Genomic DNA, 25,686 nt, shown 5'->3' with positions numbered 1-25,686 from the left:
GTAATACAAGTACTTTAAGATGAACCTTTTTTCCCATCGTCCCGGACCGCTTCTGGCATTAATGCTGGCTGTTTGTTTGACGATTTCCCTCCGGGCGCAGGAATCCGCTCCTCAGGTTTTTAGCCTGGACGCTGCGGTAGAATATGCCATGGCCAACGGTACGGCCATAAAAAATGCCCGGGTGGACATTCTGGACGCGGAGCAAAACGTAAAGGAACGACTCAGTACGGGCCTGCCACAGATTAATGGCTCACTGGATTTTACCCACTACCTGAAAGTGCCCGTTCTGCCGCTACCCGAAGCCTTTGCCATGGGCGACCCCAATGCTCCGACGAGTATTGCTTTTCAGCTCAAGAATAGCTTTACGGCCGGGCTTAGCGCCCAGAGTATGCTCTTCGACGGGAGCTTCTTCGTTGGCCTGCGCGCAGCGCGCGCCAGTGGGGACTACTTCAACCTGCAGCTGGAAAATACGCAGCGGACGCTGCGGTCGCAGGTCGTAAAGGCCTACTTCCCTGTTTTGCTCCTGAAGACCAACGTCGGCATTCTGGATCGTAACATTTCCAACCTCGAAAAGCTGAAGAACGAAACCGAAGCACAGTATGAGGCAGGCTTTGTGGAGCAGCTGGACGTTGACCGTCTGGTACTTAGCTTGAACAACCTGCGTAGCCAGCGGGATCAGGTAGCCCGCCAGGGAGAGAACGCACTGCGTGCTCTGAAATTTACCCTCAATTATCCGCTGGAAGACGGCCTTCAGGTTGAAGACGATCTCGATAAGCTGGAAACGGAGATCGAAGCAGCGGCTCTGACGGCGGACATTCCGTACCTCCGGCGCCCGGAGCTTCGCCTCCTGGACAAAACCATCGAGCTGCAGAAGCTCAATGAAGAACTCACCCGGGCGGCTTATCTGCCTACAGTTTACGCCAACGTGGCGGCACAGTACCAATATCAGGGGGACAACTTCAGTGATGGCTTCTGGGCACCCACCGTGCTGGTTGGCCTGCAGGCTAACATCCCCATTTATGACTTTGGCGGACGTTCTGCCCGCAAAGAGCGCGCGATTCTTGCCACGCAGAAAGTCGTTAACCAGCGTAACGATGTAGAGCGAAGCATACAACTGGAGGTGCTTAACGCCCGGACCACCTTTGTTGGCGCCAGCGATCGGCTGGCCGTTGTTAAAAGCAACCTTGAGCTCGCCGAGCGGATCTACGAAACGACCCAGGTTAAATATCGTGAGGGCGTTGGCTCAAGTATTGAGATCGTACAGGCCGAACAGGCGCTTTATGAGTCTCAGGCCAACTATCTCAACGCACTTTACGAAACACTTGTCGCCAAAGAGGATCTGTATCTGGCCCTCGGCCGTCCTCAATAATGATGTAAGAACAGGGTCACCTATTCCTGCATTTTCCCCTCTATTTCCCCCCCCTTAGCAATATCCATCCCCACAAGATGAAAACTATACATTACCTACTTCCTTTGCTCTTTACCACGCTCCTTGCATCCTGCGGTAGCGCCGTCTCTGAAGACATTGTGCCCGAAGATCTGGCCGGGAAGAAAGAATACCTCCGAACGAAAAAAGCGGAGCTTCGACAGCTAACGCAAGACGTAGAAGCTCTGGAGCAGGAAATCTTCGCGGCAGACCCCAGTCTGGCACCGAAGGGAGTCCTGGTGGCTTACGAAGCGGTCTCGGCTTCCTCTTTTGAAAACTTCGCTAAAGTACAGGCGACCGTTCGGGCCTCCGAAACGGCAATGGCTACGCCACAATTGCCTGGTCGGATTATGAGCATGAAATATGAAGAAGGGGACAACATCCGCAAAGGAGCCCTGGTCGCCGTCATTGACGTGGAGGACATTACTACCCAACGGGCAGAACTGGAAACGGCGGCGGAGCTGGCCAAAACGGTCTTTGAACGCCAGAAACGGCTCTGGGACCAAAACATCGGTTCCGAGATTCAGTACCTCCAGGCTAAGAACAACTATGACAGGCTGCAGAAGCAGCTGGCCTCCATTGATGTTCAGACGGCGAAGAAAAACGTCTACGCTCCCATCTCCGGTACCGTTGACCGGGTGATGATGCGGCAGGGAGAAACGGCTGCTCCGGGAGCGCCGATTATCTCCATTCTCAATACAAACGATCTTGACGTAGTGGCGGATGCCTCCGAGAACCTGCTCACTAAAGTAAAGCGGGGCCAGAAAGTAAAAGTAAAGGTCCCTACGCTGGATCTTGAATTTATGGCTCCCGTTAGCCGGATCGGTAAAACGGTAGACCCTGCTAACCGGACTTTTGAGGTAGAAATTGATGTGCCCGGGAAATATCTCCGGACGCTGAAGGCTAACCTGCTGGCAGAAGTTGAAGTTCTGGACTTCGCCGGCGAGAATCTCATCGTCATTAGCCAGGATCAAATTCAACAGGAGATCGATGGCCGTCGTTTCGTCTTCCTGGCAAAGGAGGGCGAGGCCGGCCCCGTCGCCAAAAAGGTCTACGTAGAAACGGGCGAAAGCTATGAGAACAAAGCCGTCATTACTGCCGGGCTAAAAGTCGGTGACCGAATCATTACGGATGGCTCCCGTGGCCTGACGGACGGGCAGAAGGTAAGCTTAAGCCAAAATCCTATTCAGTAGGCAGGTTGCAGGTTGCAAGTTGCAAGGTGCAGGGTGTAAGGAAGGCCTTACTGGCTGCCCCCTGCGCCTAAGCTGCAACTCTGTAATCCGCAACCCGCACCCTGCAACCCACATCCAGTAACTCACAACCTGCAACCTGCAACCCGCAACCCGCAGCCCGCAACTTGTATCCCGCAACCCCATGGAACAGAATAAAAGAACATTCTCCCTGACCAACCTGGCAGTAGACAATTCCACCAGCGTCTTTCTGCTCACCATAATGATCTTCATCTTTGGTCTTTACGCCTATGATCAGGTGCCGAAGGAGCAGTTTCCGGAGGTGAAATTTCCGCAGGTATTTGTCAATACGCCCTACTTCGGTAACTCGGCGGCTGACATCGAAAGCCTGGTTACCCGGCCACTGGAAAAAGAACTTCAGAGCGTAGACGGGCTCAAGAAAATCACTTCTACCAGTATTCAGGATTTCTCGGTTATCACCGTAGAATTCAATGCTGATGAAGACATCGATGAAGCCGTGCGCCGGGTGAAGGACGCCGTTGATGTTGCCAAGCCGGAGCTACCCTCGGATCTGGATACAGACCCAACGATTCTGGAAATCTCTGCTTCTGACTTTCCCATCGTAACGGTTAACATGAGTGGAGACTATTCACCGGATGACCTGCGGCGCTACGGAGAAATGATGGAAGAAGAGATCGAAGACATTAAGGGCGTCAATGACGTACAGCTGAAGGGAGTGCAGGATCGGGAAATCGAGATTGCCGTTGATGTACGTAAAATGGAGAGTCTGGAAATCAGCTTTCAGGACATCGAAAATGCCATTGGCAGCGAGAACCTCACCCTTTCTGGCGGAGAGATTGTGAACAACAATGTTCGCCGTGCAATCCGGGTGGTTGGGGAATATCAGAATGCTGATGAACTGGCCAATACCATCGTGAAAAACGAGCGTCAGCGGCTGGTGTATCTCCGGGACATTGCGACGGTTGAATTCGGCTACGAAGACCCCATCAGTATTGCCCGGGCGAACGCCCTGCCGGTGGTAAGCCTGGATGTGATTAAGAAGTCAGGTGAAAACCTGTTGACTACTTCGGATGAAATTGAAGAGGTGGTTGCCAGAATGAAGAAGCAACTACCTGAAGATCTGGAGATCACCTTCTTCAACGACCAAAGTGACAACACCCGCGATCAGGTAGACAACCTGGAAAACAGTATCATCTCCGGGGTAATCCTCGTGGTTCTCGTACTTCTTTTCTTTCTCGGTCTGCGCAATGCCCTCTTTGTGGGTATCGCCATCCCATTGTCTATGCTAATGGGGATTTTATGGATTTGGCTGTCGGGCGTCACGCTTAACATTGTGGTACTCTTCGCCTTGATTCTGGCTCTTGGTCTGCTGGTGGATAACGGTATCGTGATTGTAGAGAACGTTTACCGGTATATGCAGCTTGGCCGAAAATCGGATAATGCCGCAAAGTTTGGTGCAGGCGAGGTTGCCTGGCCGATCATCGCCTCTACGGCAACCACCCTGGCGGCCTTTAGCCCCCTGGCCGTATGGCCGGGTATTGTGGGGGAGTTTATGAAATACTTCCCCATTACGTTGATTCTGGTACTCGGGTCTTCCCTCATTGTGGCACTGGTGATCAACCCCGTACTGGCTAAAAGCTTCATGAAGATTGATGAGCGTGCGGAAACGCAAAAGGGGCGCAGCCGCGGGATGCTGAGAACGTTGTTAATAGCAGGGCTCTTGATGGTTCTTGGCGTGCTTATTGGCCTGCTTGGCGGTCAGAAGTGGTTCTTCAACCTGATGGTGATCGTTACGATCACAACTTTGGTATACTATTTCATGCTACGCCCGGTATCGTTTGTCTTCCAGGACCGCTTCCTCCCCTGGCTCGAGGGCAAATACAAAGGCGCCATTAACTTCTCTCTGCGCTGGGGACGGAGTATTCTGTTTGGTACCATTGGCCTGTTCTTTTTGTCCATTTTCCTGATCTCCACCTCTAAGCGGGTGCAGGTAGAGTTCTTCCCCTCAGCGGACCCTCTCTACGTTAATGCTTTCGTAGAGCTGCCGCTGGGATCAGACATTATGGCCACCGACCTGGTGGCCAAGCAGCTGGAAACTAAAATTCTGAAGCTTCTGGAGCCTTATGATGAGGTGGTGGAATCTGTACTGACCCAGATCGGAGAGAATACCTCCGATCCCAATACCCCGCCGGAGCCCGGCGTTACGCCTAATAAAGCCAGAATTACCGTCAGCTTTGTCCCCTTCCGCGAACGGGGCGGTGTAAGCACGAACGTAATCATGCAGGAGATCCGGGAAACGGTTCAGGGAATTCCCGGGGCTAAGATCACTGTTGACAAAAATGCTGACGGACCTCCTACGGGCAAAGCCATCAACCTGGAGGTAACGGGGGAAGACCTGGAGAAGCTTATTCCCCTGGGAGACGACATCATCAGTTACATCAATTCTCAGGGCATTCCGGGTATTGAAGAGCTGACCGCTGACGTAAAGCTCGGCAAGCCCGAATTACTCGTTAAAGTTGATCGGGAAGCAGCCCGCCGGTTTGGCCTGAGTACTTTCCAGGTAGCCAGTGCTCTGCGGACATCCGTCTATGGTAAGGAAGTGAGTAAGTATAAGCTCGGGGAAGACGAGTTCCCGATCTTTATTCGCCTCCGGGAGCAGGATCGCAACAGCGTTGAAGCGCTGCTCGACCAGCGCATCACTTTCCGTGATCCCGCCAATGGCCAGATTTCTCAGGTGCCCATCAGTACGGTGGCGGACGTGGAGTACACCTCCACCTACTCCAGCATTAAACGTAAAGACCTGGACCGGGTGATCACCATCAGCTCTAACGTGCTGGATGGCTACGTAGGGAACAGCGTAGTGCCCCAGATTGAGGAAGCCCTGCAGGGCTATGATATGCCGGAGGGCTTCAACTACGCCTTTACCGGAGAGCAGCAGCAGCAACAGGAAGACCTGGGCTTTTTGCTCGGAGCTTTCGTCTTTGCTCTGTTTTTGATCTTCATTATCATCGTTGCTCAGTTTAACAGCATCAGTTCACCGTTCATAATCCTGACTTCAGTAGTGCTTTCACTAATCGGTGTCTTACTGGGCTATTACTTCTTTGGTGGAACACTGTCGATTGTCTTTACCGGTGTAGGTATCATCTCCCTGGCGGGAGTAGTGGTTAATAACGCCATCGTGCTGATTGACTACACCACCTTGCTGATGAAAGAAAAGGTAGCTGAACAGGGCCTGGAAAAAATCTCTGAGCTGGAGCTGGAGGACATTCGAAACGCTATCGTTGATGGCGGGTCTACCCGCCTCCGACCGGTACTGCTTACGGCAATTACTACCGTTCTGGGCCTGATTCCGCTGGCTATTGGTTTCAACTTTGACTTCTTCAGCTTTATCGCTACCTGGGATGGTCGCTACTTCCTCGGAGGAGACAATACCGCCATCTGGGGACCAATGGCCTGGACGATCATCTACGGTATGGTCTTCGCCACCTTCCTTACACTGGTCGTGGTGCCGGTAATGATGTGGCTCATCTATAAGTCTCGTCGGAGTATCAAATCTTTGGTGAAGCGACTGTCTTTTTCTTCGTCAGAAGACCGGAACCTGGCTATTGATAAAGACGCGATTGGCTCCGGCCAGTCTTAAACGCGCTCTTAATTACCGCTTGTAGCGCTAAGCCAAAACTGGCGCTACAAGCGTTCTTTGCACCTGCGCTCCGTCGCCCGGGAAACCTGGCAGAGGATTAGAACGTTATCACGTGGTAAAATTATCCCCACGTGCGTATCCTTGCCATTGATTACGGTTCTAAGAAGTGCGGAATTGCCGCTAGTGACCCGCTGCGAATTATCGCTACGGGCCTGGAGACTATACCTACCTGGCAGCTTTTCGACTGGCTGAAAACCTACCTCGAAAAAGAACCCGTCGGGGACCTGGTGATTGGTGAAAGCCTGCATAAAGATGGTAAACCCAACAAAATACATGAGCATGTTATTGGCTTTGAACGTAAATTTGCCAAACTATATCCAGAGATAACGCTACACAGACAAGACGAATTCCGGACTTCCAAACGTGCCATGGAAGCGCTCATTGAAATGGGGGTGCCTAAAATGAAAAGGCGGGAAAAGGAGCGTATTGATAAGATGGCTGCGACTATCATTTTGCAGGACTTTATGGAGTCCATCACGTAAGTCTTTTTGGCTTATTTAAAACAGTTTTACGAATTATCCACCTGTCATGAAATTACCGATTTACGCATATGGGCAACCTGTCCTCAAGAAAGTTGCTAAAGATATCACCCCGGATTATGAAGGCTTAGAGCAGCTCATCGAAGATATGTGGGAAACGATGGAAAATGCCAATGGCGTGGGCCTGGCTGCTCCTCAGATTGGCCGGTCTATCCGACTTTTTCTGGTAGATAGCGGACCGATGCATGAGGAAGGAGAAGAACATCTGGGGATTAAAAAGGTGTTCATCAATGCGGAAATTCTGGAGGAAGCCGGTGACGATTGTTCGTACTCCGAAGGATGTCTCAGTATCCCTGACCTCTCCGGAGATGTTGAGCGCCCGGAAGAAATCACCATCCGGTGGCTTGATGAGAACTTCGTTGAACACGAAGAAACATTCACTGGCTTGAACGCCCGCGTCATCCAGCATGAGTATGATCACATTGAAGGCATCCTGTTCACAGAACTACTTAAGCCACTCAAAAGGCGGATGATCAAACGGAAGCTGGAGAATATAAAGAAGGGCAATATCAGCGCTAAGTATCGGATGAAATTTGTGAAGTAGGCGCGAAGCGACGTCTTAAAGCGTAGCGTCTACTTTCTGCCAAAATCTGCGGGGATTTCTCCCCATGCCTTAGTGTTCCATTTATAGATTGGGTTCGTGACCGGGTTGGCCTTCAGCCATGCTTCGGCACGTTCAATATAGGTGTATAGTTCCTCTGTCCTGGGGGTTTTGGCAAGAGTGGTTTTACACTTTTTTTTCTGCACCCACCCGATGGCAATTTGGGAGTCACTGTAAATCGGCAGGTCGCCCATGTCTTGCCCTTTGAGGAAAGCAAGGGCATGAACGAGTGCCAGGAATTCACCGATATTATTGGTTCCCAGCGGGAATGCCCGGTGAAAGAGCTGTTTCTTTCCGGAGGTGGTGACACCCTGATATTCCATTTTTCCCGGGTTGCCGGAGCAGGCAGCGTCAACACTAATGCTGCGTGTGATGATTTTATCGGTATGAGGAGCATTTTGGCGGCGCTTCCGCAGGTTCGATGTTTTTCTGGCGGCAGGGGAGGTGGCGGCTTTTATGTAAGACTGGAAACCGTTGGCAAAGGCCGCTTCCGCCTGCCGGCGGTCGGGGAAAGATTTATACTTCGCACCTTTGTAGCCATCTATTTGTTGCTTGGCCGTAGGCCAATCCGTATAAACGCCGGGGCGATGCCCCAGCCAGACTACGTAGAACTTCGTTTTCTTTGCCATGGAGCGAAGGTAAGCCGAGCATTTTTTTCTCACCCCCCAACCACCAAAAAGGAATTGGGGCGCATTACTGTTATCGTAACCTATGTACATTGATACGCATACTCACCTCTATAGCACCAAGTTTGCTGCTGACCGCAAAGAAATGATGGCTCGTATCTCCGCCGCAGGGGTGGAATTAGCCATTATGCCGGCAGTGGATAGCAGCAGCCATGCTGAAATGCTTTTACTTGAAAAGGAGTATCCTGCCCTTACCTTAGCAATGATCGGTCTTCACCCGGTTAGCGTTAAAGAAAACTTTGAGGAAGAGCTGGCCATCATTGAAAACTACCTGGCGGAACGCCGTTGGGTGGCAATCGGTGAAATTGGGATGGATCTGTATTGGGATAAAAGCTTCCGGGAACAACAGGAAATTGCTTTTCGCAGGCAATGCCAGTGGGCAATTGACTACGATCTGCCGATTTGTATCCACGCCCGGGAGTCCATTGATGAGTTGTTGGCCATCATAAAGGATATTAACAACCCGAAACTCAGAGGCGTCTTTCACTGCTTTACGGGAAGCGTAGAGCAGGCACAGGAAGCCATCTCCCTGGGTTTCTATCTGGGAATCGGAGGAGTGGCAACCTTCAAGAATGGCGGCCTGGAACCCGTGCTAAAAGCAGCCCCACAGAATCGTATTTTACTCGAGACGGATGCTCCTTACCTGGCACCCGTCCCGAAGCGCGGAAAACGGAACGAGACAGCTTTTTTACCTTTCGTCGCAGAAAAAATTGCAGAAATTTGGGAAACTTCTCCTGAGGCCGTTGGCCGACAAACAAACGAAAATTCGTGGCAACTCTTTGAACTTGACCGCTTTGCACAGAAAGATTTCCCCTGGGCAGCTAAGCAAGCGCTCATAAAGTGAGTCTTAATTGTCTCAACAGCCAATAAAAATTTTGTTTTGTTGATCGTTTTTGCAATTTTTGCGTCTATTGCGAGCAAGGCTATCAACGGATAGCGAACATTAAGGCCTCACAATATGATTAGGAGAGGTGCTCGAGTGGCTGAAGAGGTACGCCTGGAAAGCGTATAGGCGGGTAACTGTCTCGAGGGTTCGAATCCCTCTCTCTCCGCATTGACAAGAAGGAGTTAGGTGAGAGATATTTTCCGACGGTCTCGTAGTGTTCGAACATTGAGCGCAGCGATCACGACTGAAGGGAGTCATCCCTCTCTCTCCGCATTGACAAGAAGGAGTTAGGTGAGAGATATTTTCCGACGGTCTCGTAGTGTTCGAACATTGAGCGCAGCGATCACGACTGAAAGGAGTCATCCCTCTCTCTCCGCATTGACAAGAAGGAGTTAAGCAGGAGATATTTTCCGACGGTCTCGTAGTGTTCGAACATTGAGCGCAGCGATCACGACTGAAAGGAGTTGTCCCTCTCTCCGCATTGAAAATTGTGATAAGTAAAAGTTCTGCTTATCTTATCGCATCAAATATCGCAACGGCGATATACTACTTACATTTACATTCTCCCGGCCCGGCAGGGCCGGCCCGGGGATTTCTTATCACGCACAAACTATTCGTTAAACCTAAATTTGGCTATGCGACATCTATTCAAGACGCTGGCGGCCCTTTCGCTGGTAGCATTTTCCGCTTCGGACCTGTTAGCACAGGACTCCGCTGGCTTCCAGGTTCTGAAGAAACAGTTCATCGATGGTGACTGGCGCTTCATGGCCATCGTACTTATCTGTCTGATTCTCGGACTGGCTTTCTGTATTGAGCGTATCATTACCCTCAACCTTGCATCCACTAATACGGACAAGCTGCTCAGCCGCATCGGTGAGCGCATTGAAGCCGGAGACATGGAAGGAGCCCGTGAGGTTGCTAAGTCCACTGCCGGCCCAACGGCCAGCGTTCTTTACGAAGGACTTCGCCACGCTGACGAAGGCCCCGACGCCGTTGAGAAAGCTATTGTTTCCTACGGTTCCGTTCAAATGGGCCTTTTGGAGCGTGGCCTCGTATGGATCTCTCTCTTTATCGCTATTGCACCCATGCTTGGGTTCATGGGTACGGTAATTGGTATGATCCAGGCCTTCAACCGTATCGAAACAGTTGGTGACCTTTCCCCTGCAGTTGTTGCCGGTGGTATTAAGGTAGCCCTTCTTACTACTGTATTCGGTCTTGTTGTGGCTATTATTCTTCAGATCCTGTACAACTACATTGTAAACAAGATCGACGGTATCGTTAACCGTATGGAAGATGCTTCTATCGCTCTGGTTGATACCATGGCTACGAACAACGTATTCCGCAAGTAATTTGCACTCACTACTAAATCCAATCATAGCATGTACGCATTTTTGAATAAATACGGTCAGGCGCTGGCTTTTGGGATTGGACTGCTGATTACGGTAATCTTCCTGGGAAGTATTTTCTCTGCTGACGAAGCTGTCTTTGATACTCTTCAGGGAGACGATCGGAGCTACGAAACAGACATCTTTAACTTTGGTATGATGGCCTCCATCGTATTGATTGTTATCGCTTTTCTCGCTGCCATCGTTTTCGGTGTTGCGCAGTTTGCCTCTGACCCTAAAGGTTCTTTAAAAGGAATCATCGGTTTGGTGGTACTCGCAGCCATCGTCTTCATCGGTTACTCTTCCGCTAACGGAGACATCGCCGCTGAGTCGCCTGAAATCCAGAACGCCATCAATAAGTTCACGACTTCTCAGGAAGCGACTTTCACGAGTGGCAACCTGAAGTTTATCAGTGGCGCCATCCTGGCAGCGCTGATCATGATTGCCCTTTCGGTGCTTTCACTGGTCGTGTTTGGTATTCGTGGCATCTTTAAGTAATCCGTTAAACTACCAAGACGATGGCTAAGACCAGTACAAGAGACCGGATGAGTAATGAGATTAATGCAGGCTCCATGGCGGATATCGCCTTCCTGCTGTTGATCTTCTTTCTTGTGACCACTACGATTGCTGAAGACAAGGGTATCCTCGTTAAGTTGCCACCATGGTCTGACGAAGAGCCTGACATCACTAAGCTGAAAGAACGTAACGTGTACTCTGTACTCGTAAACGCTCAGAACCAGTTGTTGGTCCGTGAAGAACCTATGCGCCTCGCCAACCTGCGCGAAAGCACTAAGGAGTTCATCATGAACCCCAACAATATGCCGAACATGGCTGAGTCTCCCCAAAACGCCATTATTTCGTTGAAAAATGACCGCGGTACCAATTACCAAACGTACCTGGCTGTTTACAACGAATTGAAGGGTGCCTATCAGGAACTTTGGGACGATCTGGCTAACAAACGGTACGGTGAGCCCTACACGGATGACATGGAATTCGCTAAGCGGAAGTCTATTCGTGAAGAGATTCCATTCGTAATCTCAGAAGCGGAACCCACCAGTTTCGGTGACGAACAGTAAAACAACCGGGCCGACTTCTACAATTAGTTGAGTCGGCCCGTTTTTTGCTGGCCTTCACCCACCAGTCGCGCTTTGTGCGGCATCTTACGGACACACAAGTCCTTAATAACTCTAAGAAATAATCATGGCTAAGTTTACCAAAAAGCGCGGTAAGTCAAAACCCGCGATCTCTACCGCCTCGCTGCCGGACATCATCTTCATGTTGCTCTTCTTCTTCATGATGGTAACCGTTTTGCGGGACTCTGACCTGAAGCTGCAGGTGAATACACCGGAAGCAACTGAGCTTACCAAGCTGGAAGAAAAGTCGTTGGTAAACTACATTTACGTTGGTAAGCCCACCAAGCAGTACCAGCAGGTTTACGGTACTTCTCCCCGCATTCAGTTGGGTGACAAGATCTCTACTGTCGAAGATATTCCTCTCTTCCTCGAGCAGCACAAAGTGAAGCTTCCTGAAGCTAAGCGTAGCCGTATTACTTCTTCCCTCCGCGTGGATGGCGAAGTAACGATGGGTATCGTACAGGACGTTAAAACCAAGCTTCGTAAGAGTAATCAGCTCAAAGTGAACTACTCTGCGGGTAAACGCTCCGAAGAGCTGAACTAATTCCTTCATCAGGAATAAGAAAAACCGAAAGCCGCTTCTCTCCCAGAGAGAAGCGGCTTTTTATATTTACGGGATATGACAGACGGACAAAAGCTGGGTCGGATCATTTTTTATCTCGAAAGCAAGGGGATGGGGTACCTACGCCTGGAAGGAACACGGGAGGAGTTTCACTTCCGGGGGAAGAACGTTATGTCCGGTAATTTGAAGAAAGGGGACTTGGTTTACTTCAAACTACGGGATGGAAAGCAGGGGTGGTTTGCGGATGAGATCAGAAAAGCGGGGTTAGCTTGAAGCAGGGGAGGGCGCTGCCGTGGTCACTGAGTCAGCCGAGTGTTTGGGGGTAATGGGATCACTTCAGAAGCAGGAGGTATTAGAGGATTGAAGCTTTTTATAACTTTGACACTGCAAATGCAACAATTGTACACAAAAAGTTTGTCAACCTTAGTACCTTTGATCCGTTGCAAAAAAGGTGTCATATAGATTAGTTGCTGGCACCCGAAAATTAAGGTATGCCCCCCGCTAAATCCACTGCTGCTAAAAAGACTTCCTCTGCACCTGCGTCAGCGCCCAAAAAGCGTACAAAGAAGGTGCAGGAATTGCCTCATTCCGAGCGGTTTCTCACGGTCGTTGGTGCCAAGGAGAACAACCTGCAGGACATCAGCGTAGAGCTGCCCCGCAATGAACTGGTGGTGATCACCGGACTGAGCGGTAGCGGAAAGTCAAGTCTCGCTTTCGATACCATTTATGCCGAAGGCCAGCGCCGCTACATGGAAACCTTCAGCAGCTACGCCCGGCAGTTTATGGGCACCATGGAGCGCCCGGACGTGGAACAGATCACGGGCCTTAGTCCCGTTATCTCCATTGAGCAGAAGACGACGAACCGCAGCCCCCGCTCCACGGTGGGCACGGTGACCGAAATCTATGATTTCCTCCGCCTGTTGTACGCCCGCGCCGGCACCGCCTACAGCTACGTAAGCGGCGAACCGATGTTGCGCTTTACCGAGGAGCAGATGAAAGAGCAGATTGCTGAGCGCTATGCGGGCAAGAAGATCATCGTCCTGGCGCCACTCGTCCGTGGCCGTAAAGGTCATTACCGGGAGTTGTTTGAGCAGGTCCGTAAACAGGGGTACACCAAAGTGCGGACGGATGGTGAGATCGTCGACATCACCGAAGGGATGCAGGTGAGTCGCTATAAAGTGCACGATATTGAGCTGGTCATTGACCGCCTGAAGATGCAGCCCGACCGGGCTGACCGCCTGAGCCAAAGCCTGCAAACCGCTCTGAAAATGGGAGACGGGCTCGTGTTTGTGCAGGATGTGGACACGGGTAAAACCTCGCCCTATTCCAAGAACCTGATGGACGCCGAAAACGGCATCAGCTACGAAGAGCCCAGCCCCAACTCTTTCAGCTTTAACTCTCCCTACGGCTACTGCAAAACCTGCCGGGGGCTTGGTCAGGTGAATAGTCCGGATATCGATAAAATTATCCCGGATCGTAGCAAGAGCATCAACAAAGGCGGTATCGTACCGCTGGGAGAAGGCCGCGATAACACGACCTTTAAGCAGGTTAAGGCGATTGCTAAAAAGTATAAGTTCAAACTGTCTGATCCGGTCAGTAAGTTGCCGGCGGATGGACTCAACGTTATCCTCTACGGAGAGAAAAAGAAGCCTGGCCGCCAGAAGAAAAGCCGCTATGACCGTATTGCCCATGACATGGTATGGGATGTAGAGAAAAACGGTCTGGTGAACATGATCACCCGCTGGTATGAAGAAACGACCAGCGAACGCATCCGGCAATGGGCGGAGGACTTCATGACCATCAACGAATGCCCTGAATGTGAAGGCGACCGCCTGCGAAAAGAATCCCGCTACTACAAAATCAAGGGTAAGACCATCAGCGACCTCGCCCGGATGGATCTGGGTGAACTCGGTGAATGGATGGAAACCGCCGAGGAGGGGATGGATAAACGGACGAAACTAATCGCTACCGACATCCTCAAAGAAATTCGCTTCCGCCTCAAGTTCCTGCTGCACGTAGGCCTGGGGTATCTGAGCCTGGACCGCCCGGGACGTAGCCTCTCCGGCGGAGAGGCGCAGCGCATCCGGCTGGCCACCCAGATCGGGAGCCAGCTGACCGGTATTACCTACATCCTGGATGAGCCTAGCATTGGGCTGCACCAGCGCGACAACCAACGGCTCATCACGGCCTTGCGCGATTTGACGGACATTGGTAATTCCGTTCTCGTCGTTGAGCACGACAAAGATATCATGATGGCCAGCGATTATCTGCTGGATCTCGGCCCCGGTGCAGGGGTGAAGGGCGGGAAAGTGGTTACTGCCGGTAAACCGAAAGAGTTCCTGCTCAAGAAGAACGCAGGTAGTGTTACCAGTGATTATCTCGCAGGCCGTAGGCAGATCGAGGTCCCGGCCAAACGCCGGAAAGGAAACAAGACCTACCTCGAACTCAAGGGCGCGAGCGGAAACAACCTGAAGAACGTCAGCATAAAAATCCCCCTGGGCACCTTTACCTGTGTAACGGGGGTGAGTGGCTCCGGAAAATCAACGTTGATCAATGAGACGCTTTACCCAATTCTCCGGCAGCATTTCTATAACAGTGTGAAGCGACCGATGGACTATAAGTCCGTCAAGGGGCTGGAGCACATTGACAAGGTCATTGACATTGATCAGAGCCCGATTGGGAGGACTCCACGGAGTAACCCGGCTACTTACACAGGCGTGTTTACGGATATTCGTGCCCTGTTCACCAAGTTGCCGGAGGCGCAGATTCGGGGCTATAAGCCGGGGCGCTTTAGTTTCAACGTTAAGGGCGGCCGTTGTGAGGTTTGCAAGGGTAGCGGCAGCCGCACCATCGAGATGAATTTCCTGCCGGATGTGGAGGTGGAATGTGAAACCTGCCTCGGGAAGCGCTTTAACCGGGAAACGCTGGAGATTCTGTACAAGGGAAAATCAATCACTGACGTGCTGAACATGTCGGTAGCTGAGGCGGCTGAGTTCTTTCAGCCCATTCCGAAGATATACCGTCGGATGAAAACGCTGGCGGACGTTGGTCTGGGTTACATAACCCTCGGGCAGCGGGCCACCACCCTTTCCGGTGGCGAAGCTCAGCGGGTGAAGCTGGCCGAAGAGCTGAGCAAGCGGGCAACGGGGCAGACGGTGTATATCCTTGATGAGCCAACGACAGGCCTTCACTTTGAAGATATCCAATACCTGCTACGCGTGCTTCAGGGGCTGGTGGACAAAGGCAACACCGTTATTGTGATTGAGCATACGATGGACGTCATTAAGGTGGCCGACTATATCATCGACATGGGACCCGAAGGCGGCCGGGGCGGCGGATCGGTCGTTGCCAAGGGGACTCCCGAGCAAATTGCCAAAGTGGAGGAAAGCCATACGGGGCGCTTTCTGAAGCTAGAGTTGTAAAAAATGTTTTAAACAAATTTTTAAAACTTTTTGGTTGTTTATTAGCCTGGCGCTACTTTTGGTGTCAGACCAGACACCCTATTAATGACAACGGCTTATACTTCCCTGCTCTCGGAGCTTACTACTACGGTGCGTACCGCTCGCGTACATGCTATTCAACAAGTTAATCGCTCACTCATTCTCATGTATTGGGAATTAGGACGGAAAATAGTGGAGAGCCAGACGGAGCATGGCTGGGGAGCGGGTGTAATTGATCGGATATCTAGAGACTTACGGGCGGAATTTCCTCAAGAGAAAGGATTATCCCCTAGAAATCTGCGTGATATGCGAAAACTTTACCTTACGTATAAGGCTTTTCCAAATATGCGACACACTGTCGCCAAATTACCTTGGGGGCATAATATACTTCTTTTGAGGAAGGGCTTTACTCAAGATAAGCGCGTCTTTTACTTAGAAAAATCATTCAAGCACGGCTGGGCCCGCGCCATCCTCGACTACCACATCGATGCCCAACTCTACGAAAGAAGCATTCTGGAAGCGCCCAGTAATAACTTCAAAGACACCCTTCCGGAAAATCTAATTGATCAAGCAAACGAAGCCATCAAGAGCAGTTATAACCTCGAGTTTTTAGGCATTGAAGAGGAAATCAAAGAACGAGAGTTGGAAGACCGCCTTATGGATCGTATCCGTGATTTTATCCTCGAACTCGGCTATGGCTTTACCTTCGTGGGCCGTCAGTATCGGGTTACGGTGGGCGATAGCGACTTTTGGGTGGATTTGCTTTTTTACCACCGGCAGTTGCAGTGCCTGGTGGCGATCGATCTGAAGGTCAAAAAGTTCATCCCTGAATACGCCGGTAAGATGAATTTTTACCTGGAGGTACTTGATGATACGATGAAGCTCCCCCATGAGAACCCTTCTATTGGTATGATCCTGTGTAAAGAGAAGAACGATGTGATCGTGGAATACTCCCTGAAATCGAATACCCGGCCTCTGGGGGTGGCGACTTATCGATTATTTGAAGAATTACCCCCGGAAATGAAGAGTAAGCTACCTACGCCCGAACAACTTCGGGAACAACTGGCGCTGGAGGAAGAGTGAAATTTTCGATAAAGTCATTATTTTTAAGCAGGAATTATCCCAATATGAAAAAGCCTTCTTCTCCCGAAGCCTACATCGCCCAGGCGCCCGCTCACTGGCAAGAGCGTTTGGACCAATTGCGGGAAATCCTGCTGGAACGGAGTGAATTAAACGAGGCTATTAAGTGGGCCATGCCGGTTTATTCGATTGAAAAGAAGAATGTGGCAACGCTCTTTTACGCGAAGGCCTACGTTGGTGTATGGTTCAGCCAGGGAGCACTACTGAGCGATCCGGACGGTATGCTGGTCAACGCAAGCCCGGGGAAGACGGTCGCACAGCGGCAGTTACGGTTTGGAGCCGAGGAGGCGGTGGACGCAGAGTTGGTACGTTCTTTCCTTAACGAAGCGGTAGAGAACCAGCTGATGGGCCTGGAAATGGAAGTACTACCGGCGGCCGAGCCGGTTATTCCCGTTGAATTGGCTGCTGTATTCAAGAAAGAGCCGGCGCTGTTTACCGCCTATTCCGCCATGCCGCCTTATAAGCAACGGGAATTTTGTGAAAGCATATCGGGTGCTAAGCGGGAGGAAACCCGACAGCGGAGATTAGAGAAGGCAATAGTGATGATTCGGGAAGGGAAGGGGCTATCGGATAAGTACCGTAAGTAGGGCGCCGGAGCGCGGGTGCAAGAATGGATTAACAAAGCAATGTACTTACCCCTTCCGCCCCAGCCGCTCATGGGCGGCGGAGAAATGCCCCGCTGCCAGGGCTGCGAGGATGGAGAGCTCGCCGGCCAGGCAAACGGCCGTCGCAATCTCAGCAAAACGCCGGGCTCCGCCCGTCCCGAAGCAATCAATCATTTCCAGGCACTCCCGCTGCGTCGGCAAGCCGGTTCCTCCGCCAACGGTCCCCACAATCAGGTTGGGTAGCGTAACGGAGCCGTAAAGATCTCCCGCTTCAGTTACTTCCATTCTAACGGTCCCTACGGAGGCTTCTGCCACACAGGCTACGTCTTGCCCGCAAGCGATAAACAAAGCCGTTAGCCCGTTCGCCAGGTGGGCATGAACCCCCATAGTGCCAGATTGTAGTGCACCATAACAGGCTGCCCGGCCGAATCGATCAATAGTCTCTGGCGTAGTTTTTAATACGCTGATGACGATGTCTCGGGGGACTACAATTTCCGCACATACCCGTTTCCCTCTAACGTTACGGAAGCTGACCCGGCTGGCTTTTTTATCGCCAGAGGCATTCACCTCCAAATACCATTCAACGATCTTTCCCGGGTAGCTGCTGGCAATAAACCGGCAAATGCGGTCGGTGCAGATGGTTACCATGTTTTGTCCGGCGGCATCCCCCGTGGTAAATTCTACCATCAGCGTTACGGCATTCCCTTCCAGCGTAGGCGTAATGGAGGTAAGCTTAGCGAAGCGACTGTTTTCTCCGGTTATGCGCTCAAATTCATGCTGGTGGACAGCGATCCACTTCAGAAAATCTGCCGCCGTCGCAAGGTCCTCAAATCTGAAATAAGGTGCTCGCTGTACGCCTTCACTGATTACTCTGGTTACTGCACCGCCACTCAGACTAATCGCTTTCATTCCTCTCGTAAAAGAAGCCACCAGCGCTCCTTCGGTTGTGGCCAGCGGAATACTGTACTCCCCCTTGGCATATTCCCCTTGCATCCGCAATGGCCCGGCCAGCCCAACCGGGACTCTGGCCATACCGATATAGTTTTCAATATTTCCGGCAAGTTCACTCCCCAACGGGTTAGGGGTTTTTCCCTCCAGATTCGGGAGGGAGCCAGAGGTAACTTTTGTTGGCTCCTTTGGCGCTGTTCCAGCAGCAGGAGTATTCATTAACGGACTAGACATAGGATAAGCTTGTTCTACCGGTGGAGGACGCAGGCACGCGGGCAATTGTTTTCTCAAATAAGAATATTGGGCAAGTTACTTCGCTGATTTGGTATACTTCTGGTTTTTAGCGGGGCTTAGGACAAATAGAATTCAGGACTAATGCTTAATTTGCGATCAATTAAGCTTTTAACCGGTCGTGTACACTAAAATTGCGCAAATTACGGACCTCCATCTCCTTACCCCAGGCGAACCCCTGATGGGCTTAAGTGTATTGGACCGTTTTAAGCAGGTTTTGGAACATAGTCGCTCTTTTGAGCCAGATGCTTATTTTCTGACGGGAGACTTCTGCGCGCATGATCCTGTACAGGAAGTCTATCATCAGCTCAGAAGCTTACTCGACGAGCTGCAGAAGCCCTACTATTTAACACCCGGAAACCATGATGACCGCGCCATGATGCGCAATGCATTCTTTCTGGAAGGACATGAGCAACAGCCCATCAAAGGCCTGGTGAAAGTAAATGAGAGATACTTCATTTTCCTCGATTCTTCTGCTGGCATAGTGGACAAGGAGCAGTTAGGGTGGCTCACTAAAGCACTTGGACAATATCCTCAGTCGGACATCGTCATTCACCATCCACCGATGAAGATGGGGGTTTCTTTTATGGATGAGAAGTATCCGCTGAAAGAAACGGAGAAACTGCTCAGTATCCTTCGGGCCGACGGCCGCCATCGGAGAATATTCTGCGGGCACTACCATACCGGAAGAATGATGACTCATCAGAATATGAGCATTCATCTCTGTCCGCCCACCAGCTTTTTTATTAACCCGGATGCAGATAGCTTTGAGCAGGAGTTTTTACCCCCGGCTTATTTACGGCTTAGCTGGGATGAAGAAGGCAATTTTCGGTCGATTCCTACCTACGTTATTTAGGGCTTAATCCCTTCCTTTGTTTGCTCAGGAGGACCTGAATGCACGAGAGTACAACTTTACCAATGTTGAGTGGCTGGCCCCGAGATAATAGAGGCAAAAGATTAGCACGAAGACTAGTTGAGTATAGACGACGCCATAACGGAAATACCGACGGGCAGAGGTGGTTACGTTTGCTGGTAGCAGGTAAAAACCACCGGCTAGTTTTCTTAGCTGGCGGGCAAGGATATGCCCTTCCATCAGGTACATCTCTTCTTTATATCCACCTGAAGTCCGAAAAAGGCTGGCGGATACAAAGAGCGATTGATCACCGAAGCGAAAGGCCATCAGGTTGAACCTGCTGCCTGCTGCGTAGCGTCGCAGCCACCAGCTTCTCTCCTGTTGGGCGAAGACGATGCTAAAGCAAGATGGTAAATGTTGCTGTGCAGCTGCTTGTAAGTGTGCCTGCCAGTCCGGCGGCGGCAAGGTGTCCGCGTGAAGAAACCATAGGTATTGTCCACGGGCGAACTTAGCCCCTTCATTTAATTGTCGAGACCGGGGAGGCAGTGAGTCTATGAGCTGAAGATGGCGGCTTTGGACGATCTCTTGTGTACCATCCCGACTCCCGCCATCAGAAATGATGATCTCAATCTCCGTTGGGCTAATGCCTGATCCTAGAACATCCAGTAAGGCAGGCAGATGCTCCGCCTCGTTTAGGGTCGGAATGATAATTGAGAGCCACGGAGCAGAGTTGTCGGAACTGTATTCTCCGCTATTCAAAGCGGTAAACTGTAGTAGTGGAGTAAACCTGTCCGGGGTCCAGGCGTGGTGTCTTAAAGTTAGCCTGGTTGGGTGAATCCGGGAAGTGCTGCGTTTCCAGGCAGATGGCGCCGTAGGTAGGCAAATCCGTTCCTCCTCTGCCCTTGAATTGACCCGCCGCAAAATTGGCGGTGAATATCTGTACGCCGGGCTCTGTCGTGAAACAACGCAGTTTTCTGCCGGAGGCTGGGTCGGTTACCAAGGCAAACTCCTTTAGACTCCCATCGTAATCATTTAGCTCGAAATTATGATCGTAGCCATTCGCCAGGGCTATTTGAGGGTGATCCGCCATGATGTCCCTGCCAATTTCTTTAGCGGTGGTGAAATCAAAGGGAGTACCCCGCACCGAAAGGTTTTCTCCGAATGGTATCATTTCATCATTTACGGGCGTAAATCGGTCGGCCTTTAAATGAAGTGTCTGCTGTAAGATGTTCTCTTCGTTACCAATATTGAAATAGGTATGATTGGTTAGATTGACAATAGTGGGCTTATTGGTCCGGGCTTCGTAGTATAGCCTTAGTTCATTGTCGTTGGTCCACTCATAGCGACAACTTACCCGAAGCTCTCCGGGGAAGCCCTGGTCTCCATCAGGGCTAATGTGGCTCAGCGTTACTATAGCAGCTTCTGCTGTAGTCGCGGTGTCTACACCCCAGAGATGATCATTGAAGCCCCTGGGGCCACCATGGAGTTGGTTGCCGTTGTTGTTAGGCTCCAGCATGAAGGTTTTGCCATCCAATGAAAACTGGCTGCCACCAATCCTGTTCCCATAACGGCCAACGAGCGCTCCGTAATAAGGGTGCTCTCCCAGATAACTCTCCAGATTGTCAAAACCAATGACCATCTCCTTCCCCTGCATAACAATGGAGGTGACGATGCCTCCATAATTGGTCAGGGAGAGGGTATTGCCCTGGTCGTTGGTGAGTTCAAACAGGCTTACTTTACCCGCAGGGCTCTCGCCCCATGCAGTAGAAGTGATCGTAGGCATTAAAGAAGAATTAACCGGTTTAGAAGTAGCGTTTGGGCGAGGTCGATTCATCGAAACTGATCAATAAAATTGAGAAAAGGAAAAGAACGATTAGCGACATCATATCTAGAATTCCACCGCAGAGGCAAAGCCCCCTTGCTTTTCAATGGTTTGGTATTTTTTCCATGCCGCTTCTACAAGAGCTTCCGTCATCGCATCCAGAAAAGCCTGGTCAACGGCTTTTTCAGAAAGACTGAGTTGTCCGGATCTGGCGTCGAGTTGGGTTTGCAGAGCGAGTTTTCGGCCTTCTTCTGTGGCTGATTGGAAGGGGCCGTCCGCCGGAGCCAGGAAGATCATATCCGCTCCACCAATGGCCGCCGCCAGCGTTTGCATTTGTAGCTGAAGACCATTGTCCAGTCCATCATCATTCAATACTGTAATGTCTGAATGGGCCGCAATTTCAGTGGTAGGCGTTGTCGTCAGGCCAATATCCTTTAAAACCCGACTCCAAAGAACACGTAAAGCCTTGAGCTTAGCGATGTCTCCGTAGAAGGAATAGCCTACCGTGAAGGCAAACTGTAAATGATTGTTGGCCAGTGCTGCGGGATAGCCCAATTCTTCAATCTGCTTCAGATAAGAGGCGCCTTTAGAAATCGCTAATGCGAGTTCAATGTCAGCGTCGGTAACACCATTATTGAAACCTGCAGCATTTACCTGCAGTACCCGGAAGTGAGGCATCCAGCGGGAAACGAAATAGAGCAGACGTATCAGTGGGGGGAAAGGAGGCTCTGACCAATCGAGGAGAGGGTCAAAATCAACCGATCCGGCTACTCCTTGCAGTTCGTGCCCTTCCCTGCGTAAATAGCGAACAAGATCCCGAAAGAGTTCCGCTGGATCCTGCCCCGGGTAGCGAAGCGTACAATGCAAAGACTGCTTTCTTATGTCTATTCCTTGCAGAATTTTAGCAATTTCCTCCGCGTCAGGCTGATGATACAGCCGGAACAACAATGCCTCCGCTCCGGATTGGACTTCCGCCCGTGCATAGTTATTGATTTCTTCGTTCTCTCCCGAATCAATGTAGGCACCTATTGTCCATCGGTTAAGATCAAGTCTGTCATCTCCTTTTGTCCGTCTGCTTATCTCTTTCAATAAAGCAGTATCCCGTTCCTCAACGGTAGTTCCCGTCGAGGTATTCAGATCGGCAAGCCAGTCTTCCTGTCCATTGGAATGAGTGGAAACAGTATGGTCAGAAGTAGACATAAAATGGGGCATTCGGTTAGTCAAAAAAAACGGAGGTGGAAAACGGACTATTGCTTCAGCTTGTCGTCGTTGCGGGCAAGTCTAAGTTGCTCCTTACCAGAAGTGATCAGGAGTGTCTTGGGGTTCACCATTTCCAGCTGGACGGTTCCATTGAGCATCTGTAGAATCATAGATTCTTGCTCAGCAGCATCTTCACAATACATCTTTGTGGCCATTACCCCCGGTATTTTCATTTTTGCGGGACTGCCACTCCAATCGCCACCAAAGCTGTTGCAGCCGGTGTTTCCGCCTATTTGTCCATCACGAAGTGCAATAAAACAACGCTCATTAACGGCAGGAATAGTCTTTCCGTCCCGCTCACAGCTAATGAGCGTCCAGGCAGATGGGATGGGTACTTTTTGCACTTCAGAGATGTTTTTATTGGCTGTAGGATCTTCCGGGCTCCGTCCGGCAGTATCTGGTTTTGGTTGACAAGCAGCCACAAAAATTAAAGCCAGGAACAGGAAGAAGAGGTTTCGCATGGGCTTTAAGGTAAGAAAGAGTAGCAAATTTTTGGGGAAGGATAGGTTTAGAGTAGCTTTTTAGAAGAGCTGGCGCTGCCGCAGGTGCAAGGCAGGCTCACCTTAGCAGGCTTCATCTTTATTCACGAGGCTCCCTGACGAAAGCGGTTTTTCCCGACTCTTTACCTAAGCCAGCAGGCTTACCCCCGTCATCTCTTCCGGTTGGGCTACGCCCATCAGGGCAAGCAGGGTTGGTGCTACATCTCCTAATTTACCACCATCTTTCAAGCTTAATTCCTGATCCGGGCCTACATAAATAACGGGGACGGGATTAGTCGTATGCGCAGTGTGCACGCTGCCATCTTCGTTTCGCATAATGTCTGAATTGCCATGGTCAGCAATAACAATAGCGTGGTATCCCTCTTCCTGCGCCGTAGCTAATAATTTCCCTAAACATTCGTCCACAACCTCTGCGGCCTTAATGGCCGCATCCCAAATGCCCGTATGCCCTACCATATCGGTATTGGCATAGTTGAGGCAAATGAAGTCCGGGCCATTGGTCTTCATATCCTCAACAATTGTATCCGTAATTCCGTAAGCACCCATTTCAGGCTTCTCGTCGTAGGTCTCTACGTCTCGTGGAGAGTCAATCAATAGACGTCTTTCACCGGGGAACTCCTCCTCCTGACCTCCGCTGAAAAAGAAGGTAACGTGCGCGTACTTTTCCGTCTCGGCAATTCTAACCTGCGTTTTTCCGGCTTCACTTACTACCTGCCCCATTGTCTTATTCAGGTCCTTACTGGGAAATAAAACTTCTACGTTGGTGAATTTTTCATCATACTGGGTCATACACAGGTACCGTAGGTCAGGAATTCGTTTCATCTCCTGCTCCGGAAAGTCTTCCTGAGTAAGCGCCCGGGTAATTTGTCGGGGACGATCCGTACGGAAGTTAAAGTTGATCACTACGTCACCTTCCTCAATGCGGGCAACCGGACTTCCGTCTGCCCGTAGCATCACGATTGGCTCTACGAACTCGTCGGTCTTTCCACTGTCGTACCAGGCCTGAATGGAGGATAGCACGTCCGTACTGCCAATGCCTTCACCTTTAACCATGGCATCATAAGCTTTCTCAATTCGTTCCCAGCGGGTATCCCGGTCCATCGCAAAAAAACGACCACTTACACTAGCCAGTCTGGTGGGCTGCCCATCTATGTGGTCCAGCAGCGTTTTTAAATGACCTTTGCCGGAATCGGGGGCTACATCTCTACCGTCCGTAAAGGCATGGATGAAAACCTTTTCATTGCCAGCCTTAGTCGCAATATCTGTTAACTTGAGAAGATGGTTGATGTGCGAGTGAACGCCTCCGTCACTTAGCAAACCGATCAGATGCACAGCCTTGCCGGATTCACGCGCGTAAGTAAGGGCATCCTGCAGGGCTTGTAGTTTAGCCAGCTCTCCTTCCCGGATAGCTTTGTTAATACGGGCAAAACTTTGGTAAACGACGCGCCCGGCTCCAATATTAAGGTGGCCGACCTCTGAATTGCCCATTTGCCCTTCGGGCAGCCCCACTTCCTCGCCGTAAGTTACCAGGGTAGCGCTGGGGCACTCTTTATAAATCCGGTCGAACACGGGGGTATTTGCTTGCGCTATAGCGTCAGCCTCTGGTCGTTGACCAATTCCCCAGCCATCAAGAATTACAAGTAGTGTTTTTCCGGTTTTCATGTTCCTTTATTTTATAGTGGCGAAGGTAGTAATTTGGCTGTGGCTTCGAAATTGGCGTTTTGAACCTGCTTTTTTAACCAAATATTAGCAATCCCCATGATGATGGGGGCGTTTGTTAGGAGTAATTTTAGTGACATTTGTATCACGAGTCGTCTAAATATCAGTTGTTTAGATGACCAGAAGCGCCAAAAATATCAACGGATATTGCTTTTGTGAGTCTCTTTCTACCATCCGGTAGATATCATTCTTGACCTAAACTACGATCCCATGAAACTTATGCTCTTTATATATATGGCTCTTCTTGGCCCTCTTTTTCCGGCCGCAGATCAGGCTCCGGTTGCACTGGACGATGTTTGCCGCGCCATTGGCGGTGGTGATATTGATCAGCTGGTAGCAGCCATGGATGCTGAGGTAGAACTCAGTATCCTTGATGAAGAAGACGTTTATAGCCGGGAGGAAGCTAAACAGGCTCTGAATGGCTTCTTTGCCAAATTTTCCCCCACGAGCTTCGGTAAGGTCCACCAGGGAGCCTCCAAATCAGACGATGCAGAGTATTGCATCGGTACACTGAGCACCAAAAACGGATCTTTTCGGGTATACGTCTACGTAGCCAAAAAGAATAACGGAGTAGTGCTGCAGGAATTAAGATTTGATCGGGGTTAAGCCTGATTTTTTCCATTCAGCCAGCCGCCACGAAATGATTTTCGTGGCGGCTGTGCTGTTTTATGAGGAGCCGGTTTATTTTTTTTGCCTACCGTTCCGTAAATAAAAAAGTGGTATTTGAGAAGCTTGTTTGCTGCAAAAAAAATTAAACAACAGGTTACTTCTCCTTTACTTGGGGGGGGCACCGATGACAAAGGACTAAGGCTGTTTTAACCATCCGTTTTTTGCTGTACCCCCGCATGTTTATTGACTTTTTCGGGTTTTTAGAATTACAAAGTGCAATTAAATTAACATTGGATTAAGGTGGTATTTACTTTAGGGTAGAAAAGCTGATAAGTTGATAAAACAACTTGAATTGGGTTAATCAAGGGCT

At 50.5% G+C, this 25,686-nt stretch carries 23 protein-coding genes and 1 tRNA gene; 17 read left to right on the top strand and 7 right to left on the bottom strand.

Translation table 11 applies throughout. The features are described 5' to 3' along the window. Positions 1 to 19: 19 nt before the first annotated feature. The 5 genes from BM123_RS14310 (at position 20) to def (ending at position 7,420) form a co-directional block, all read left to right on the top strand. Complete coding sequence (locus BM123_RS14310; RefSeq protein WP_090169692.1) at positions 20 to 1,369, top strand: TolC family protein; 1,350 nt, start codon at positions 20 to 22, stop codon at positions 1,367 to 1,369. Between the two features lie 77 nt (positions 1,370 to 1,446). After that, on the top strand, positions 1,447 to 2,619 hold the full coding sequence (locus BM123_RS14305; RefSeq protein WP_090169690.1) for an efflux RND transporter periplasmic adaptor subunit: 1,173 nt from the start codon (positions 1,447 to 1,449) through the stop codon (positions 2,617 to 2,619). A 181-nt stretch (positions 2,620 to 2,800) separates the two neighbouring features. Beyond that, entirely contained in the window at positions 2,801 to 6,277 is a 3,477-nt protein-coding gene (locus BM123_RS14300; protein ID WP_090169687.1) for an efflux RND transporter permease subunit, read from the top strand. A gap of 131 nt (positions 6,278 to 6,408) precedes the next feature. Beyond that, the gene (gene ruvX / locus BM123_RS14295; RefSeq protein ID WP_090169685.1) at positions 6,409 to 6,819 is read left to right on the top strand and encodes a Holliday junction resolvase RuvX; all 411 of its coding nucleotides are present in this window, start codon (positions 6,409 to 6,411) and stop codon (positions 6,817 to 6,819) included. A gap of 46 nt (positions 6,820 to 6,865) precedes the next feature. Beyond that, entirely contained in the window at positions 6,866 to 7,420 is a 555-nt protein-coding gene (gene def / locus BM123_RS14290; RefSeq protein ID WP_090169683.1) for a peptide deformylase, read from the top strand. Between the two features lie 29 nt (positions 7,421 to 7,449). On the opposite strand, the gene BM123_RS14285 is transcribed toward def, so the two are convergent. After that, the gene (locus BM123_RS14285) at positions 7,450 to 8,106 is read right to left on the bottom strand and encodes a ribonuclease H1 domain-containing protein (RefSeq protein ID WP_090169757.1); all 657 of its coding nucleotides are present in this window, start codon (positions 8,104 to 8,106) and stop codon (positions 7,450 to 7,452) included. Positions 8,107 to 8,188: 82 nt separating this feature from the next. Here BM123_RS14285 and BM123_RS14280 point away from each other — a divergent pair, with 82 nt between their 5' ends. The 10 genes from BM123_RS14280 to BM123_RS14235 all read left to right on the top strand — a co-directional run bounded on the left by BM123_RS14280 (position 8,189) and on the right by BM123_RS14235 (position 17,296). Next, on the top strand, positions 8,189 to 9,007 hold the full coding sequence (locus BM123_RS14280; protein ID WP_090169680.1) for a TatD family hydrolase: 819 nt from the start codon (positions 8,189 to 8,191) through the stop codon (positions 9,005 to 9,007). Positions 9,008 to 9,128: 121 nt separating this feature from the next. Continuing rightward, a tRNA-Ser gene (locus BM123_RS14275) sits at positions 9,129 to 9,215 on the top strand. 469 nt (positions 9,216 to 9,684) lie between these two features. Continuing rightward, positions 9,685 to 10,398: a MotA/TolQ/ExbB proton channel family protein gene (locus BM123_RS14270; RefSeq protein WP_090169678.1), complete on the top strand. Its 714-nt coding sequence runs from the start codon at positions 9,685 to 9,687 to the stop codon at positions 10,396 to 10,398. A 30-nt stretch (positions 10,399 to 10,428) separates the two neighbouring features. Next, entirely contained in the window at positions 10,429 to 10,932 is a 504-nt protein-coding gene (locus BM123_RS14265) for a hypothetical protein (RefSeq protein WP_090169677.1), read from the top strand. A gap of 20 nt (positions 10,933 to 10,952) precedes the next feature. Continuing rightward, positions 10,953 to 11,510, top strand: coding sequence for an ExbD/TolR family protein (locus BM123_RS14260; RefSeq protein WP_090169675.1), 558 nt, complete (start codon positions 10,953 to 10,955; stop codon positions 11,508 to 11,510). Between the two features lie 124 nt (positions 11,511 to 11,634). Next, a complete protein-coding gene (locus BM123_RS14255; RefSeq protein WP_090169673.1) occupies positions 11,635 to 12,111 on the top strand; it encodes an ExbD/TolR family protein in 477 nt (158 codons plus the stop codon). A gap of 75 nt (positions 12,112 to 12,186) precedes the next feature. Beyond that, complete coding sequence (locus tag BM123_RS14250; RefSeq protein WP_090169671.1) at positions 12,187 to 12,402, top strand: hypothetical protein; 216 nt, start codon at positions 12,187 to 12,189, stop codon at positions 12,400 to 12,402. Positions 12,403 to 12,620: 218 nt separating this feature from the next. Continuing rightward, positions 12,621 to 15,551: an excinuclease ABC subunit UvrA gene (uvrA, locus tag BM123_RS14245; protein WP_245748564.1), complete on the top strand. Its 2,931-nt coding sequence runs from the start codon at positions 12,621 to 12,623 to the stop codon at positions 15,549 to 15,551. 84 nt (positions 15,552 to 15,635) lie between these two features. After that, a complete protein-coding gene (locus BM123_RS14240) occupies positions 15,636 to 16,652 on the top strand; it encodes a PDDEXK nuclease domain-containing protein (RefSeq protein WP_090169669.1) in 1,017 nt (338 codons plus the stop codon). A gap of 44 nt (positions 16,653 to 16,696) precedes the next feature. Then, on the top strand, positions 16,697 to 17,296 hold the full coding sequence (locus BM123_RS14235; RefSeq protein ID WP_090169667.1) for a YdeI/OmpD-associated family protein: 600 nt from the start codon (positions 16,697 to 16,699) through the stop codon (positions 17,294 to 17,296). A gap of 45 nt (positions 17,297 to 17,341) precedes the next feature. Here the strand turns inward: BM123_RS14235 and BM123_RS14230 are convergent, their stop codons facing one another. Continuing rightward, positions 17,342 to 18,496, bottom strand: coding sequence for a hydroxymethylglutaryl-CoA reductase (locus tag BM123_RS14230; RefSeq protein ID WP_245748563.1), 1,155 nt, complete (start codon positions 18,494 to 18,496; stop codon positions 17,342 to 17,344). Positions 18,497 to 18,674: 178 nt separating this feature from the next. Between BM123_RS14230 and BM123_RS14225 the strand changes: the two genes are divergently transcribed. Continuing rightward, entirely contained in the window at positions 18,675 to 19,409 is a 735-nt protein-coding gene (locus tag BM123_RS14225; protein ID WP_090169663.1) for a metallophosphoesterase, read from the top strand. A 24-nt stretch (positions 19,410 to 19,433) separates the two neighbouring features. Here the strand turns inward: BM123_RS14225 and BM123_RS14220 are convergent, their stop codons facing one another. From BM123_RS14220 to gpmI, 5 genes are all read right to left on the bottom strand, one after another. Next, positions 19,434 to 20,165 (bottom strand): TIGR04283 family arsenosugar biosynthesis glycosyltransferase, encoded by a 732-nt coding sequence (locus BM123_RS14220; RefSeq protein ID WP_175489396.1) that lies wholly within the window; start codon positions 20,163 to 20,165, stop codon positions 19,434 to 19,436. Then, positions 20,158 to 21,189, bottom strand: a complete 1,032-nt coding sequence (locus BM123_RS14215) for an aldose epimerase family protein (RefSeq protein ID WP_175489395.1) — start codon at positions 21,187 to 21,189, stop codon at positions 20,158 to 20,160. The genes BM123_RS14220 and BM123_RS14215 overlap by 8 nt, the downstream gene beginning before the upstream one ends. Positions 21,190 to 21,294: 105 nt before the next feature. After that, complete coding sequence (locus BM123_RS14210; RefSeq protein WP_175489394.1) at positions 21,295 to 22,428, bottom strand: methylmalonyl-CoA mutase family protein; 1,134 nt, start codon at positions 22,426 to 22,428, stop codon at positions 21,295 to 21,297. Positions 22,429 to 22,475: 47 nt separating this feature from the next. Continuing rightward, complete coding sequence (locus BM123_RS14205; protein WP_090169657.1) at positions 22,476 to 22,949, bottom strand: META domain-containing protein; 474 nt, start codon at positions 22,947 to 22,949, stop codon at positions 22,476 to 22,478. Positions 22,950 to 23,114: 165 nt separating this feature from the next. Continuing rightward, the gene (gpmI, locus tag BM123_RS14200) at positions 23,115 to 24,650 is read right to left on the bottom strand and encodes a 2,3-bisphosphoglycerate-independent phosphoglycerate mutase (protein WP_090169655.1); all 1,536 of its coding nucleotides are present in this window, start codon (positions 24,648 to 24,650) and stop codon (positions 23,115 to 23,117) included. A 267-nt stretch (positions 24,651 to 24,917) separates the two neighbouring features. Here gpmI and BM123_RS14195 point away from each other — a divergent pair, with 267 nt between their 5' ends. Further along, positions 24,918 to 25,313: a DUF4783 domain-containing protein gene (locus tag BM123_RS14195; protein ID WP_090169654.1), complete on the top strand. Its 396-nt coding sequence runs from the start codon at positions 24,918 to 24,920 to the stop codon at positions 25,311 to 25,313. Positions 25,314 to 25,686 lie beyond the last annotated feature (373 nt).

Origin of the sequence: Neolewinella agarilytica (assembly GCF_900110645.1) — a bacterium.
Classification (GTDB): domain Bacteria; phylum Bacteroidota; class Bacteroidia; order Chitinophagales; family Saprospiraceae; genus Neolewinella; species Neolewinella agarilytica.
This window is presented reverse-complemented; position numbering and strand designations above follow the sequence as displayed.